Here is a 15,356-nt window from a genome sequence, read left to right as displayed (position 1 = left end):
GCTCGCTCGGTGTGATGAGGCGTCCAGCCCATAGATAGGCCGGATCGGACTCCGCCGTCGAGCCGACAGGCTAGGTCTCCGACAGAGCCGCTGCGCCCTCGAGCGCCGCGTTTCGCGAGGCCACGATCATGCGGCCGAGGGCGCGAAACTCGTCGCCGCGGCGCGAGGATCTGCGCCAGACGAGCCCGATGATCCGGCGCGGCTCCGGCTGCTCGATCCGCAGCACGCGGACGCTTCCTCTCGCCGTTTCGATCGGCAGGCTCATCTCCGGGAGCAGCGTGCAGCCCATGCCCGCCGAGACCATCTGAACCAGCGTCGTCAGATTGGTCATGCCGAAAGTGTCGATGTTCAGCACATTGCGGCTCTCGCAATAGCTGAGCGCCTGATCGCGCAGGCAATGGCCGTCCTCGAGCAGCAAAAGCCTTTGCGCTTTCAGCGTTTCCGCGCTGACGGAGCCGGCTTCCTCCGGCAATCCGTTCAAAGGAGCGACGAGAAAGAAACGATCCTCGAAGAGCGGCATGGAGTCGAGTTCTGGATCGACGGGCGTCGCCAGCATGACGAGGTCCAGAAGGCCGTCGTCCAACTCGGCCAGCAATGTGGCGGTCTGCGCCTCGCGAATATGCAGAGGTCGCAGATCCGTCGCGCCGCCGCCGAGCGCGTCGAACAAGGTCGGCAGAATATAGGGCGCGACGGTCGGGATGACGCCGAGGCGAAGCGGACAGAAATTCTGATCCGCCATCGTCTCCAGCTCCGAAATATCGGCGAGGATTCGGCGGGCGACCTTGGCGATCTCCCCGCCCGCAGCGGTCAATATGACCAGCTTGCCGCGCCGCTCGACCAATTGCGTGCCGAGCTCGACCTCCAGCTCCTTGATCTGCATGGAGAGCGCCGGCTGCGTCACGGCGCAGAGATCGGCCGCTTTGCCGAAATGCTCGGTGCGGGCGAGGGCCTCGAAATAGCGGAGCTGCTTGGTCGTGATCATCAGTTTTCCTGATCGATGACGAAGAATTTCGAATTTTACCTAATCGATTTCGCGTCTTATAGCAAGCTCAGCGGGGGCGTCGACGAGGAGGAAAGCAATGCCGAATGCAACGGAAAAGATGGTGACGAGCGCTGGAAAGTCACGTTCTCACGCTGACTTACGGCGATTTCTGCGGACGACCGCCGCGGCGATGGCGATCGTCGTCGGCGCGACGCTGGCCGCCTCGGCCGAGGGCGCGCCACATTCCAATCAATTCTGGTGGCCGGACCAGCTCGATCTCTCGCCCTTGCGCCGCAACGCCGCGGAATCGAACCCGCTGGGCAAGGATTTCGACTATGCGAAGTCGTTTCAGACGCTCGATCTCGCCGCGGTGAAGAAGGACATTGAGGCGGTCTTGACGACGTCGCAGGACTGGTGGCCGGCCGACTATGGCAATTACGGCCCATTCTTCATCCGCATGGCCTGGCACGGCGCGGGAACCTATCGCATCCACGACGGCCGCGGCGGCGCGAGCGGGGCGCAGCAGCGCTTCGAGCCGCTCAACAGCTGGCCGGACAACGCCAATCTCGACAAGGCGCGTCGGCTGCTGTGGCCGGTGAAGAAGAAATACGGCCAGAAGCTCTCCTGGGGCGATCTCATGGTGCTGACCGGCAATGTCGCCATGGAGAAGATGGGCTTTGCGACCTTCGGCTTCGGCGGCGGCCGCAGCGATGATTGGGAGCCCGATCTCGTCTATTGGGGGGCGCCCAAATTCATGGGCAATAATCGCGACAAGAGCGGCGCGCTCGCAAAGCCCTTGGGCGCCGTCCAAATGGGCCTGATCTATGTCAATCCCGAGGGGCCGAATGGCGTGCCGGACCCGCTCGCCGCGGCCAAGGACATAAGAGAAGCCTTCGGCCGCATGGCGATGAACGACGAGGAGACTGTCGCGCTGATCGCCGGCGGCCACACTTTTGGCAAGGCGCATGGCGCCAAATCGCCGGCCAAATGCGTCGGCCCGGCGCCGGCGGGAGAGAAGATCGAGGCGCAAGGCCTCGGCTGGGCCAATCGTTGCGGCTCCGGCAAGGGCGCGGATACGATCACCAGCGGGCTGGAAGGCGCCTGGTCGGTCGATCCGGTCTCCTTCACCACGCAATATTTGGACAATCTCTTCGGCCATGAGTGGGTCAAGACCAAGAGCCCGGCCGGCGCGACGCAGTGGAAGCCCAAGGATGCCGACGACATCGTCCCCGATGCGCACGAGCCCGGCAAGGCGCATCCTCTGATGATGTTCACAACCGATCTGGCGCTGAAATTCGACCCCGAATACGCCAAGATCGCCAAGCGCTTCCATGACGATCCGAATGCGTTCAAGCTGGCTTTCGCCAAGGCTTGGTTCAAGCTGACGCACAGGGATATGGGGCCGCGCGCGCGCTATCTCGGCGCGTTGGTTCCGAAGGACGAGCTGATCTGGCAGGATCCCGTTCCCGCGATCGACTACAAGCCGATCGAGGCCGCGGATATCGCCGGATTGAAGTCGAAAATCCTCGCTTCGGGCCTCACCGACGCCGAGCTGATCCGCACGGCTTGGGCCTCGGCGGCTTCGTTCCGCGGCACGGATAAGCGCGGCGGCGCCAATGGCGCGCGCATTCGCCTCGCGCCGGAAAAAGATTGGGCCGTCAACGACCCCGCCGAGCTGGCGAAGGTCGTGAAGACGCTGGAGGAGGTGAAGGCCGGCTTCGACAAGGGCCGCGCCGACGGCAAGCGCGTGTCGATCGCCGATCTCATCGTGCTCGGCGGCGGCGCCGCGATCGAGGACGCCGCCAAAAAGGCCGGCGTCACGATCGAGGTTCCGGTCTCGACAGGGCGCGCGGACGCGACGCAGGCGCAGACGGATGTCGAATCCTTCTCGGTTCTCGAGCCGAAGGCCGACGGCTTCCGCAACTACTTCGCCAAAGGCGGCGAGAAATCGCCGGCCGAGGCCTTGGTCGATCGCGCGAGCCTGCTGGAGCTCACCGTCCCCGAGACCGCCGTTCTCGTCGGCGGAATGCGGGTCCTCGGCGCAAATGAGGGGAATTCGCGGGTCGGCGTCTTCACCTCGCGGCCGGGCGTGCTGAGCAACGAGTTTTTCGTCAATCTGCTCGACATGTCCACGCAATGGAAAAAGTCGGCCGAGACGGAAGGCGTCTACGAAGGCCGCGACCGCAAGAGCGGCGAGCTCAAATGGACGGCGAGCGCCGTCGATCTGATCTTCGGCTCCAATTCAGAGCTGCGCGCCGTCGCGGAAGTCTACGCCTCTGACGATGCGAAAGAGAAGTTCGTGCGCGACTTCGTCGCCGCATGGGTCAAGGTGATGAATCTGGACCGCTTCGACTTGCACAAGTCTTGACGCGTCGTATCTCTCCCCGCGCATGGCGTGGGGAGAGAGCCCCATGCGACGCTCGGCTATTGACATAATTCCCTGTTTTCCTTTCGAAATAGCGGCGCGCCTCAGGCCGCACGCGCCTCGGCGTGCGCGACGACGCGCAGCCGCGCGACCTGATCGATCAATTCGCGCGTCCGCTCGGCGAGATCGGCGCTCGCGCCGGAAGAGCGGGCTGCGATCGCCGCGTTTTCCCGCGTCGCTTTGTCGATTTTGCCGACGGTGATGCATATTTCGCCGAGGCTGGCGGATTGTTCTTTCGCCGCGGCCGCGACATTGGCGACGAGCGCATCGGTCGAGGATGTGAGCTGGACGACCTCGCTCAATGTGCGGCTCGTCTCGCTCACGAGACCGACGCCGATCTCGACCTGCCGTTGCGCGGTTTCGACGAGCGCCCCGATTTCCTTGGCCGCTTCGAGCGCGCGTTGCGCCAGCGCGCGCACTTCGGAGGCGACCACAGCGAAGCCGCGGCCAGCCTCGCCGCTGCGCGCCGCCTCGATGCCGGCGTTGAGCGCGAGAAGATTGGTCTGAAAGGCGATTTCGTCGATGAGATCGACGATCCGGCCGATCTGGCCGGATGAATCCTCGATCGCGCTCATCGCCGCGATCGTGTCGCGAAGGACCTCGCCGCCGCGCCGCGCGGCCTCGCTGGCGCGGTTGACGAATTCGCGAACCTCGGCTGTCGTGTCCGCAGTGCGCTCGATCGCGGAGGTCGAGGCGCCGAGATCCACGGCCGCCTTGGCGAGCTCGAGCGCCTGCTGCTCACTGCGCTCGGCGAGGCTGTCGGCGACGCGCGCCCCTTCCGTCGTCCGCTCGAGAACAGCCTGGGAATTCTTCGCCACGGCGATCATGGCGCGCCTCAGCTTCTCGACGGCCTGATTGAAATCGGCGCGAAGCGACTCGTATTGCGGCGCGAAGGGCGTGTCGAGCCTCGAGGTGAAGTCGCCGCCGGAGAGCCGCTCGAGCCCATGCGCGAGAGCGGCGACCACCGCCGCCTGCTCGTCGGCGGCGCGACGGCGTTCGCCGTCGCCGGTCTCGCGCAGCTCGGCCGTCAAGCGGCGCTGGGACTCGGCCTCGCGCTCGAGACGCCGCTTCTCTTGCGCGGCCGCCTCGAAAGCGCGGAGCGCCCGCGCCATGTCGCCGATCTCGTCGCGCTGATCGACGAAAGGGATGTTCTCGTCGAAATCGTCTTCCGCCGCACGCTTCAGAGCCAGAGCGATCGTTTCCAGCGGCGCGCGAATCTGTGTCGCGACGATCCAGAAAGCGACGATTATGGCGAGCGCGGTGGCGGTGGCCGGGACGGCCAGCGTCAACGCTTCGTCCCGGGGCCGGCGCTCTTCTTCCGCTCGGCGATTGGCCGAGAGGCGCCCGAGCGTGTCGCCGACGAAGGCGTCCATTTCTGCGATCATCTGGCCGCGATTGGCGATCGTCGCCTCGTCATTCGCCTGGACCAGCGCGGCCTTTGGCGAGATCGTCAGTCCGAGCTCGATCGTGTCGTTCTGATAGGCGATGAATTCTCGTATGGCGAGGGAGAGCTTCGTCTTCTGCTGCTCCGACATCCGGCCGCCGGCGCGGGAGGCGAGAGCGTCGGCCGACTGACCGAGATCATCGAGCGCCCGACGCAGAACCCCCAGCTTCTTCTGCACCTCGCTCTTGTCGTCCGAGGAGAAGACCGCATTGGCGAGGATCGCCACATGCTGCACGGATTGCGCGAGCCCACGCACCTCGAGGACATAGGCATAATCCGCCTCGATCGCATTCGCCTGTCGCGCGTGGAGACGCGATTGCCAGAAGGCGAAGAGGGAGAGGCATAAAGCGAGAGCGCCGAGCAGCGTGATGACGCCGCCGAGCTTGCGTGCGATGCTCGATTTCATCTGTTCGACAAGCCGCGTGGAGGAAAGACGCGGCACAATGCCCGAGCTCCCGTTTCGAAACAGCTAACTCCGAGATCGATACGTCGTTATTTTATATGACGGTTCTGTGACGGTTTTCTAGAAATGGCTCTCAACGCTCGGACTCAATCGCAGGCAGCCGCACCGTCGCCAGCGCCAGCGCCGCCATGCCCTCCTGCCGGCCAGTGAAGCCGAGGCGCTCCGAGGTCGTGGCCTTCACCGCCACGCGGCCGATGTCGACCTCCATGATCTTGGCGAGGCTCTCGCGAATGGCGTCGCGGTGCGGTCCAATCTTGGGCGCCTCGCAGACTATGGTCGCGTCGACATGGGAGATGATCCCGCCACGCTCGCGCACGCGCTTGGCCGCGAAAGCCAGGAAGATGGAGGAGGGCGCGCCTCTCCATTGCTGGTCCGAGGGCGGGAAATGCTTGCCGATGTCGCCATCGGCCAGCGCGCCGAGCAGCGCGTCGGTGATCGCGTGGGCGAGCACATCGGCGTCGGAATGGCCGGCGAGGCCGTGGCTGTGCGGCACAGGAACGCCGCCGAGCCAGACCTTGTCGCCCTCGCCGAAAGCGTGGACGTCATAGCCCTGGCCGGTGCGAATGTCGGAGAGGTCGCCCAGCAGAGCGTTTTGCGCGCGCAAGAAATCCTCCGGCGTGGTGAGCTTGAAATTAGCGGCGTCGCCCGGAAACACATGGACCTTATGGCCGGCGGCCTCGGCGACCATGCCGTCGTCGGTGAGCTCGGCGCCGCCGCTCGCGACCTTACGATGCGCCGCGAGAATCAGCGGAAAGGCGAAAGACTGCGGCGTCTGCACGAAGCGCAGGCTCGCGCGGTCGGGAGTGGCGATCACCACGCCCTCGGCGTCGATCTGCTTCACCGTATCGGCGAGCGGCAGGCCCGGCACGGCCGCGCCATGGGCGCGCGCCGCCTCCGTCGCCCTGGCCACGAGAGCAGGATCGGCGAAGGGACGCGCTGCGTCCTGGATCAGCACGATCTCCGGGGCGGGAGAGAGTGCCGCCAGCGCCTCCAGCCCATTGCGCACGCTCTGCTGGCGCGTCGCGCCGCCGATCGCCGGCTCCAGCAGCTGCGCGCGCGCGCTATCCGAAAGCTCGGCGACGCCGCGCGCGTAGAGCTCCGCGTCGTCGGCATGGATGGCGACGAGAAGCGAAGCCTGCGGCGCAGCCCGGTGCATCGCTTCGAGCGTGCGCGCCAGAAGAGACTTGCCGAGAAGCGCACGATATTGTTTCGGAAGGCCGTCGCCCGCCCGCACGCCGCGGCCGCCGGCGACGGTGAGGATCGCAATGGTCGAGGATGAGCTCATAGGAGGTTCCTCTCCCGCTTTTTCGGCTTCGCGTCAATTTTCACTATTCTCGGGGATGTACGCATTGCGTACGTATGGCCATCTGCATATAGTGTAGGCACGATGACAACTGATGAATTTATAGGCGAGACTATAGGGGCCACGCCTTTGCGCATCGGTTCGCTTCATCTTACGGGGCGCGCCTTTCTGGCGCCTATGGCCGGCGTGACCGATCTCGCCATGCGGCGGATCGCATTGCGTTTCGGCGCCTCCGCGGCGGTCGGCGAGATGGTCGGCGCGAGCGCGCTGGCGCGCGGCGACGTCGAGGCCCGCCAGCGGCTGGAGGGCTCCGGCATAGACGCCCATATCGTGCAGATCGCGGCGCGCGATCCGGCGGGCATAGCCGAGACGGCGCGCCAGGCCGAGGCCGCGGGAGCGAGGCTGATCGACATCAACATGGGCTGTCCCTGCAAGCGCGTGACCGGCGGCCTCGCCGGCGCAGCGCTGATGCGCGAGCCGGCGCTCGCCGCCGAGCTGGTCCGCGCCGCTGTGGGCGCGGTCTCGGTTCCGGTGAGCGTCAAAATGCGGCTCGGCTGGGACGATGCCAACCGCAACGCCGCCGAGCTGGCGCGTCTGGTCGAGGCCGAGGGCGCCGTCATGGTGACGGTGCATGGCCGCACCCGCGCGCAATTCTATGAGGGCAGGGCGGATTGGCGAGCGATCGCCGCGGTCAAGTCCGCTATAAAAATTCCGGTCGTGGCCAATGGCGATTGCGCCTCCCCGCAGGACGCCGCCGCAATGCTCGCGGCCTCCGGCGCCGATGCGGTGATGGTCGGTCGCGCGGCGATGGGGCGGCCCTGGCTCGTCGGCGATATCGCTCATTTTCTCGCCACCGGGCGCCGTCGCGCGGAGCCCTCCGCCACGGCGCGGATGGAGGCCGCGCTCGAGCATTTGGACGGTCTGCTGACCGCCATGGGCGCGAATTTGGGCCTGCGCCATGCGCGCAAGCATCTCTCCGCCTATGCCGAGCAGGCGGAGGGAGACGCCGAGGCGCGCGCCGGTCTCCGACGGGCGATGCTCGCCTCTTCCTCGGCCGAGGAGGTTCGCGGGCTTCTTCGCCTTTTGTTCTCGCTCGAGCCGGCGCGAGGGGAGCCGGCTCCGGCATATTGCTGACGCGTATGTCCCGTACAGGATCGGCGCGCGCTCCGCGCCAGAGGAGTTCCGAGGTGTCGAGATGACCGCCGAATCCAACCCGCACCGGCGCAAGAACGCGCTCACGACGCCCGTCGGCGCGCGGCTGCGCGTGATCGCCGAAAATAATCGCGCCTGCATTCTCGAAGCTTTGCCCAATGTGATCCTGGCGATCCGGCCGGATGGGGTGATCGTCGACGCCAACGCCGCGGCGGAGTCGTTCTTCGAGATCGGCAAGCCGATCCTCATCGGCCAGGAGCTGAGCCGTCTCGTGCCCTTCGGCTCGCCCTTGATCGCCCTTATCGAGCAGGTGCGCGAGCGCGGCTCTGCGATCAATGAATATCGCATCGACCTCGGCCGGCCCGGAGCGGAGGGCGAAAGACGCGTCGATGTGCATTGCGCGCCGCTGCCGGACAGCGACGGCGGCGTTCTCGTGGTGCTGCAAGAGCGCACAATTGCCGATAAAATAGACAGGCAGCTGACCCATAGGGGGGCGGCGCGCACGGTTTCTGGGCTCGCGGCGATGCTCGCGCATGAGATCAAGAACCCGCTGTCGGGCATTCGCGGCGCCGCGCAACTGCTGGAAAGCTCTGTGGGAGACGCCGATCGGGCGCTGACGCGGCTGATCTGCGAGGAGACCGACCGCATCGTCCGCCTCGTCGACCGCATGGAGGTGTTCTCCGACTCGCGGCCGCCGGAGCGCGAGAAGGTCAATATTCACGTGGTGCTGGACCATGTGAAGCGCGTCGCCCGCAGCGGCTTCGCCCGCCACATTCGCTTCATCGAGAATTACGACCCGTCGCTGCCGCCGGTCGCCGCCAATCGCGACCAGCTGGTCCAGGTCTTTCTCAATCTGGTCAAGAATGCGGCGGAGGCGATCGGCGACTCCATAGACGGCGAGATCGAGCTTTCCACCGCCTTCCGCCCGGGGGTCAGCCTGCGCACCGCCGGCGACAAGCGCCCGGTGGGGCTGCCGCTGGAGTTCTGCGTGCGCGACAATGGCCGCGGCGTGCCCGAGGACATAGCCGCACATTTGTTCGATCCCTTCATCACCACGAAGACTTCTGGAACTGGCCTCGGACTTGCACTGGTGGCTAAGATCGTCAATGACCACGGCGGCATCGTCGAATGCGAATCTCACCCGAGGCGTACTACTTTCCGTATTTTGATGCCGATGTATCGCAACAAGGAGGAGGAGAAGCGAGCGGACGAGCGACGAGCCAGACGACAACATTCTGCCGCCGAGGGAACAGAGCCTGCGCCGAGAGAGCGCCGCTCGTGAGAACGATCTGCTGGAGAAAAATCCGATGACCCACGGCGAGATTCTGGTCGCCGACGACGACGCCGCGATCAGAACTGTGGTGGCGCAGGCGCTCTCACGCGCCGGCTATGAGGTGCGCACCACCGGAACGGCCGCGACCTTGTGGCGCTGGGTGCAATCGGGCGAGGGCGATCTCGTCGTCACCGATGTGGTGATGCCGGACGAAAACGCTTTCGAGCTGCTGCCGCGCATAAAGAAGCTGCGCCCCGATCTGCCCATCATCGTGATGAGCGCGCAGAACACTTTCATGACCGCGATCCGCGCCTCCGAGCGCGGCGCTTATGATTATCTGCCCAAGCCCTTCGATCTGAAGGAGCTGGTCGGCATCGTCGGCCGCGCCATGGCCGAGCCGCGCAAGAAGAACGAGATCGACGGCCCGGACGATATGGAGGGCATGCCCCTCGTCGGCCGCTCGCAGGCGATGCAGGAGATTTATCGCTCGCTGGCGCGGCTGATGCAGACCGATCTCACCGTCATGATCAACGGCGAGTCTGGCACCGGCAAGGAGCTGGTCGCCCGCGCGCTGCACGACTATGGCAAGCGCAAGAAAGGTCCCTTCGTCGCCATCAACATGGCCGCCATCCCGCGCGACCTCATCGAGAGCGAGCTGTTCGGCCATGAGAAGGGCTCCTTCACCGGCGCCAATCAGCGCTCTATCGGCCGTTTCGAGCAGGCCGAAGGGGGAACGCTGTTCCTGGACGAGATCGGCGACATGCCGATGGAGGCGCAGACGCGGCTTTTGCGCGTGCTGCAGCAGGGCGAATATACGACCGTCGGCGGCCGCACGCCGATCAAGACCAATGTCCGCATCATCGCCGCCACCAATAAGGATCTGCGCGCGCTGATTCAGCAGGGCCTGTTCCGCGAGGACCTCTATTTCCGCCTCAACGTCGTGCCGCTGCGCCTGCCGCCGCTACGCGAGCGCTCGGAGGATATCGCCGACCTCGTCCATCACTTCTTCAAGGTGGCGGCGAGCGAGGGCCTTCCGCAGAAATACATCGAGCAGGCGGCGCTCGACCGCATGAAGCGCTATCGCTGGCCGGGCAACATCCGCGAGCTGGAGAATCTCATTCGCCGACTCGCCGCCCTGCATCCGCAGGAGGTCATCACCGAGGCGGTGGTAGAGCTCGAGCTCGAGCACGAGATGCGTCAGGCCTCGCCCGGCGATCGGCTGCAGCCGGCGACGTCCATTCTGGCGGATATGCCCTCCGATAAGGATTTGACGCTCTCCACCTCGGTCGAGCAGCATCTCGCCAAGCTGTTCCGCGACCACGGCGATCGCCTGCCGCCGCCGGGCCTCTATCACCGCGTGATTCGCGAGATAGAGGTGCCGCTGATCTCCGCCGCGCTCGCCGCGACGCGGGGCAATCAGATCAAGGCGGCGGAGCTTCTGGGCCTCAACCGCAACACGCTGCGCAAGAAGGTCAACGACCTCGACATCCGCCTGATGCGCTCGCCTCGGTAGGATCGTGCTTGAGGAGCTTCGCACATGACTCGGTTGCTGGAACAGGCTTTCGAAACCATTCGGAAGCTGCCCGACCCGGTGCAGGATGATCTCGCGCGACTTCTCCTCGAGATCGCCGACGGCGAGACGCAATGCGTCGCGCTGACGTCGGACGAAGAGAGCGATTTGGCGGAGGCGCTGGCGGAGGTCGAGCGTGGAGAATTCGCCGCCGACGAGACGATCCGCGCCATTTGGGCCAAATATGAGTGATGCGGCTCCGCTATACTGCTCGGGCGGCGCAGCAGATCGACGCTGCGCTCGCTGAAAGAGTTCTGCTACACAGAGAGTAATGATCTGGGTCGGAGAAGGCCATGGAGGCGATTGAGTTACATGATGCACTTTTAAAAAAAATCGAAATCGACATTATGTCGTCGACTGTTGTTATTTATATTGAATACTACCATGATGCTATAAATAATAGCAGGATTCCAGCAAGAATAACACTTGGCGGAGTAAGTTCGATCACCGGTTTGCTAAATCTGTATAGCATAAATAAAAACTCATGGGCTGGAAATATTAATTATTTTGCGCAAGCGAGTAGCGATTCTCCTTTTTATTTATATCTTGTAGAAGGATGCATCGCTATTTGCGCAGAATCTGTCGATCTTGTCCAAGAAAAATAATGCTACACCGCGCCTTTAATCTGTTGTCGGCCTAGCGATGCCAGGACCTTTCCTTATGGGAAGAGCTATGCGGTGACCCAGTAATTGCTGTCACGAGAACTCCGCCACAACATGCAACGCCTCTGCGTCACGCTACCCCTCGTCGACGATCGGGGACGAGACCGATTCACGACGACGAGGCAAGGCGGAGTGAGCGCCGGGCCAGATTGCTTCGCCCCTTATCACGACCTATACAGGCGCATGTCCATGGCGGGAGACATTCAGGCGCCCGAGCCGCCAGCCGCGCCCAGGAAGCGATCCTGGCGGCTGTGGTTCGGGCCGATCGCGGTGGTCGCCGCCGTCGCCTGCGCGCTCGCCACCTTCTTCGTCATGGCCGAGCTAGCGCCGGTGGCGCCGACCAGCGACGTCGTCTATCCGCTCTTCTTCGCCGACGCCGTCGCGCTGGTTCTTCTGGTCGCTCTGGTGCTCGTCAAGGCGGGCACGCTCATCGGCTCCTGGCGGCGCGGCGCCGCGGCGGCGGGGCTGCATATTCGCATCCTCGCCTTCTTTTCCGCCTTGGCGCTGACGCCGGCGATCACTCTCGCCATCGTCGGCTCGGTGACGCTCGAGCGCGCGCTGAACCCGCAATTCCTCGCCATGGTGAAGACGTCTGTTCACAGCACGGCGGAGGCGGCGCGCGTGTTCCGCGAGACGCAATGCCGCTCGCTGCTGCAGGAAGCGCAGCTCTCCGCCTCGGATCTCGATCGCGCCCGCGCCATGTTCAACGCCGATCGCGGCCTGTTCCATGAATTCTTCGTCTCGCGGGCACGCTTCCTCGGCTTTTCCGTGGCGGCGATCGTCAAGACCGACGGGCAGATATTGGAGCGCGTCGATGTGACGGCCGACGGCTCGGCCATCGTCATCGCACCGCCGGCCTCGGATTTCGAGGATGCGCGCAAGGGCGAGCCGCTCTGCCTCGTCATCGACGATGGGCTCACCTTCGTCGCGCTGCGGCCGCTGTCGAGCTTTCCGGACACATTCCTCTATGTGACGCGTCCGGTCGATCCTTTCGGCGTGCAATTCCCCGAGCAGGCGGCGAGCCTCATCGCCACCTATGACGCTTTCGAGACCTATCGCGGCGCGGTGAAGAGGGCCTTCACCGTCATGTATGCGCTGCTCGCCACCATAATGCTGCTGTCGGCGGTATGGGTCGGGCTCGATTTCGTCGATCGGCTGGTCGCGCCGATTCGCGCGCTCATCGCCGCCACCGATCAGGTCTCCGCCGGCAATCTCGACGTGCGCGTCGATGTCGAACGCTCGCATGGCGATCTCGCGCGGCTCGGCTCCGTCTTCAACAATATGACCAGCGAGATCGAGCAGCAGCAGAGCCGCCTGCTCGCCGCCAATCACCAGAATGAGGAGCGCCGTCTCTTCACCGAGGCGGTGCTCTCCGGCGTGCCGGCCGCCGTCATCGGCGTCGATGCGGAAGGGCGGATCAATGTGCTGAACCGCTCGGCCGAGGAGCTTCTCGTCGGCGGGGCGGGGCAGGGCGTGGCCGGTAAAGACGGCGCGGCGGCGGCGATCGGCGCGCGGGCGGCCGAGGCGCTTCCCGAAATCGCGCCCATTCTAGCCGATGCGGTCGAAGCGTTTCCGCGCGCCATTCAGACGCAGATCAACATAAGGCGCGGCGTCAAGGAGCTGACGCTCGCCGTCCGCGTCACCTCGGCGAGCACGCAAAAGGGCGGCGCGCATTTCGTCGTCACGCTGGACGACATCACCGATCTCGTCACCGCTCAGCGCACCTCCGCCTGGGCCGATGTGGCGCGGCGAATCGCCCATGAGATCAAAAATCCGCTGACGCCGATCCAGCTCTCGGCCGAGCGGCTGAAACGCAAATACGGCAAGCACATCACCTTCGAGCGCGACGTCTTCGACCAATGCACCGACACGATCGTGCGCCAGGTCGACGACATCAAGCGCATGGTCGACGAATTCGCCTCCTTCGCCCGCATGCCCAAGGCGCGGCCGGTGCGCGACGATCTCTGCGACTGCATGCGCCAGGCCTTTTTTCTGACGCGCGTCGCGCATAACGACGTCGAGATGACGCTCAATCTGCCGGAGGCGCCGGTCTTCGCGGTCTTCGATCGAAGGCTGCTGTCGCAGGCGCTCACCAACATAGTGAAAAACGCCGCCGAGGGCATAGACGCGCGCGAGGACGCCGCCCCGCTCGCCGCCAAGCGCATCGACATCAGCCTCGGCGTGCGCGACCGCATGGCCGAGATCGACGTCATCGACAATGGCAAGGGTTTCCCCGCCTTCAACCGGCAGCGGCTGCTCGAGCCTTATATGACGACGCGCGCCGAGGGCACGGGGCTCGGCCTGCCTATTGTCGCCAAGATCATCGAGGACCATGGCGGCCGACTCGAATTGCTCGACGCCCCCTCCGGGACGGGCGCCTGCGTGCGCCTGCTGATTCCGCTCGCCGAGACGGCGGCCGAGGAAACGCAGGCGCAGGCGCGGATTTCGTGAATGGTGAGGAACATGGTCAGCGACATTCTCATCGTCGACGATGAAGAAGACATCAGAGAGCTGGTCGCCGGCATTCTCGGCGACGAGGGCCATGGCGTGCGCACCGCCAAGGACGCCGACGGCGCGCTGGCCGCGATCGAGCAGCGCCGCCCACATCTCGTTTTCCTCGATATTTGGCTGCAGGGTTCGCGCCTCGACGGCATGCAGGTGCTGGAGATCGTCCAGAAGCAGCACAAGGACCTGCCGGTGGTGATGATCTCCGGCCACGGCAATATCGAGACTGCGGTCAGCGCCATAAAGCTCGGAGCCTATGACTTCATAGAAAAGCCCTTCAAGGCGGACCGTCTCGTGCTCGTCGCCGAGCGCGCTCTCGAGGCCTCGCATCTGCGCCGCGAGATCAGCGCGCTGCGCCAGCGCGCCGGCGCCTCGGATCGCATCGTTGGCAGTTCCTTCCCCGCGCATCAGCTGCAGCAGGTGATCGCGCGCGTCGCGCCGGTCAATTCGCGCGTGCTCATCACCGGCCAGCCCGGCTCGGGGAAGGAGCTCGCGGCGCGCTGCATCCATGCGGCCTCGCAACGCGCCGTCGGTCCCTTCGTCGTCATCAATGCGGCGACGATCACGCCGGAGAATATGGAAATAGAGCTGTTCGGCAGCGAGGGCGGCGAGGGCGCGCGCAAGATCGGCGCGCTGGAGGAGGCCCATGGCGGCACGCTCTTCCTCGACGAGATCGCCGACATGCCGAAGGACACCCAGTCGAAAATCCTGCGCGTCCTCGTCGAGCAGAATTTTCAGCGCGTCGGCGGAACGGCGCGCGTCGAGGTCGATGTGCGGATCATCTCCTCATCGGCGCGCGATCTCGCCTCGGCGATAGAGGAGGGCGCTCTGCGCGAGGATCTCTTCCATCGCCTGTCCGTGGTGCCGATTCGCATCCCCTCGCTCGCCGAGCGGCGCGAGGATATCCCAGAACTCATCGAATATTTCATGGAGCAGGTCTCGGCGACCTCCGGCATGCCGCGCCGCAAAATCAGCGAGGATGCGCTCGCCGTGATGCAATTGCACGATTGGCCGGGCAATATCCGCCAGCTGCGCAACAATGTGGAGCGGCTGATGATTCTGACCGCCGGCGACGCCACGGCGGAGATTTCCGCCGAAATGCTGCCGTCCGAGATCGGCCAGCTCGTCCCCGCGACTCCGGCCGGCGTGCGCGGCGAGAAGCTGATGAGCCTGCCGCTGCGCGAGGCGCGCGAAGTGTTCGAGAGAGAATATCTGATCGCCCAGCTCAATCGCTTCAGCAACAATATTTCGCGAACCGCGGAATTCATTGGAATGGAGCGATCGGCGCTCCATCGCAAGCTGAAGTCGCTCGCCATCGAGTGAGCGACAAATCTCGCCGATACAAGATCTTGCGAAAATTTCCTATTGGCTCTGCGACGGTTTGGCTCTAGTTGATGCGTTTCGTCTCGTCGTAAACTCGTCGAAACAGCGGGTTACAGAACCGTAAGTGGAGGCCTTTCGCCGCATGAAGGAGTTGCGTCTTGCGCATTGCGCCGACGCGGGCTCTAATGTGCGGTCGGATGGCTATGGACCGATAAGAGCGACGCAAATCGCCCCGATAACGAAAAACAGAACAG

Annotated in this window: 11 protein-coding genes; 8 read left to right on the top strand and 3 right to left on the bottom strand. The window is 64.7% G+C overall.

Going from position 1 to position 15,356, the window contains the following annotated elements; translation table 11 throughout:
• Positions 1-70: 70 nt before the first annotated feature.
• Entirely contained in the window at positions 71-982 is a 912-nt protein-coding gene (locus A1351_RS02240; RefSeq protein ID WP_064032039.1) for a hydrogen peroxide-inducible genes activator, read from the bottom strand.
• Between the two features lie 190 nt (positions 983-1,172).
• Between A1351_RS02240 and katG the strand changes: the two genes are divergently transcribed.
• The gene (gene katG, locus A1351_RS02235; RefSeq protein ID WP_064032038.1) at positions 1,173-3,350 is read left to right on the top strand and encodes a catalase/peroxidase HPI; all 2,178 of its coding nucleotides are present in this window, start codon (positions 1,173-1,175) and stop codon (positions 3,348-3,350) included.
• Positions 3,351-3,451: 101 nt separating this feature from the next.
• Here katG and A1351_RS02230 read toward each other — a convergent pair whose 3' ends face one another.
• Both A1351_RS02230 and A1351_RS02225 read right to left on the bottom strand, forming a co-directional pair.
• The gene (locus tag A1351_RS02230) at positions 3,452-5,257 is read right to left on the bottom strand and encodes a methyl-accepting chemotaxis protein (RefSeq protein WP_064032037.1); all 1,806 of its coding nucleotides are present in this window, start codon (positions 5,255-5,257) and stop codon (positions 3,452-3,454) included.
• 130 nt (positions 5,258-5,387) lie between these two features.
• A complete protein-coding gene (locus A1351_RS02225) occupies positions 5,388-6,599 on the bottom strand; it encodes a bifunctional 2-C-methyl-D-erythritol 4-phosphate cytidylyltransferase/2-C-methyl-D-erythritol 2,4-cyclodiphosphate synthase (RefSeq protein WP_064032036.1) in 1,212 nt (403 codons plus the stop codon).
• 147 nt (positions 6,600-6,746) lie between these two features.
• Here A1351_RS02225 and dusB point away from each other — a divergent pair, with 147 nt between their 5' ends.
• The 7 genes from dusB to A1351_RS02195 all read left to right on the top strand — a co-directional run bounded on the left by dusB (position 6,747) and on the right by A1351_RS02195 (position 15,102).
• A complete protein-coding gene (dusB, locus tag A1351_RS02220) occupies positions 6,747-7,751 on the top strand; it encodes a tRNA dihydrouridine synthase DusB (protein WP_083967028.1) in 1,005 nt (334 codons plus the stop codon).
• Between the two features lie 61 nt (positions 7,752-7,812).
• A complete protein-coding gene (locus tag A1351_RS02215; RefSeq protein ID WP_198162198.1) occupies positions 7,813-9,051 on the top strand; it encodes a nitrogen regulation protein NR(II) in 1,239 nt (412 codons plus the stop codon).
• A gap of 25 nt (positions 9,052-9,076) precedes the next feature.
• Complete coding sequence (ntrC, locus tag A1351_RS02210) at positions 9,077-10,555, top strand: nitrogen regulation protein NR(I) (protein WP_064032034.1); 1,479 nt, start codon at positions 9,077-9,079, stop codon at positions 10,553-10,555.
• Positions 10,556-10,579: 24 nt separating this feature from the next.
• On the top strand, positions 10,580-10,804 hold the full coding sequence (locus tag A1351_RS02205; protein ID WP_064032033.1) for a hypothetical protein: 225 nt from the start codon (positions 10,580-10,582) through the stop codon (positions 10,802-10,804).
• Positions 10,805-10,905: 101 nt separating this feature from the next.
• Positions 10,906-11,217 carry a hypothetical protein gene (locus tag A1351_RS24320; protein ID WP_157096049.1) on the top strand — a complete coding sequence of 104 codons (312 nt, stop codon included), beginning with the start codon at positions 10,906-10,908 and terminating at the stop codon, positions 11,215-11,217.
• A gap of 240 nt (positions 11,218-11,457) precedes the next feature.
• Positions 11,458-13,725, top strand: coding sequence for a PAS domain-containing sensor histidine kinase (locus A1351_RS02200; protein WP_083967026.1), 2,268 nt, complete (start codon positions 11,458-11,460; stop codon positions 13,723-13,725).
• A 12-nt stretch (positions 13,726-13,737) separates the two neighbouring features.
• Entirely contained in the window at positions 13,738-15,102 is a 1,365-nt protein-coding gene (locus A1351_RS02195; RefSeq protein ID WP_024879964.1) for a sigma-54 dependent transcriptional regulator, read from the top strand.
• Positions 15,103-15,356 lie beyond the last annotated feature (254 nt).

The organism is Methylosinus sp. R-45379 (assembly GCF_001644125.1).
GTDB lineage: Bacteria > Pseudomonadota > Alphaproteobacteria > Rhizobiales > Beijerinckiaceae > Methylosinus.
Note: the sequence above shows the minus strand (reverse complement) of the source record. Positions and strands in the feature narration are given on the sequence as shown.

Bases quoted from the DNA above. Each gene is read 5' to 3' on its own strand.
- A1351_RS02225 (WP_064032036.1), bottom strand. From the start codon at position 6,599: ATGAGCTCATCCTCGACCATTGCGATCCTCACCGTCGCCGGCGGCCGC.
- ntrC (WP_064032034.1), top strand. From the start codon at position 9,077: ATGACCCACGGCGAGATTCTGGTCGCCGACGACGACGCCGCGATCAGA.
- A1351_RS02240 (WP_064032039.1), bottom strand. From the start codon at position 982: ATGATCACGACCAAGCAGCTCCGCTATTTCGAGGCCCTCGCCCGCACC.
- A1351_RS02215 (WP_198162198.1), top strand. From the start codon at position 7,813: ATGACCGCCGAATCCAACCCGCACCGGCGCAAGAACGCGCTCACGACG.
- A1351_RS02205 (WP_064032033.1), top strand. From the start codon at position 10,580: ATGACTCGGTTGCTGGAACAGGCTTTCGAAACCATTCGGAAGCTGCCC.
- A1351_RS02230 (WP_064032037.1), bottom strand. From the start codon at position 5,257: ATGAAATCGAGCATCGCACGCAAGCTCGGCGGCGTCATCACGCTGCTC.
- katG (WP_064032038.1), top strand. From the start codon at position 1,173: ATGGCGATCGTCGTCGGCGCGACGCTGGCCGCCTCGGCCGAGGGCGCG.
- A1351_RS02200 (WP_083967026.1), top strand. From the start codon at position 11,458: ATGTCCATGGCGGGAGACATTCAGGCGCCCGAGCCGCCAGCCGCGCCC.
- A1351_RS02195 (WP_024879964.1), top strand. From the start codon at position 13,738: ATGGTCAGCGACATTCTCATCGTCGACGATGAAGAAGACATCAGAGAG.
- A1351_RS24320 (WP_157096049.1), top strand. From the start codon at position 10,906: ATGGAGGCGATTGAGTTACATGATGCACTTTTAAAAAAAATCGAAATC.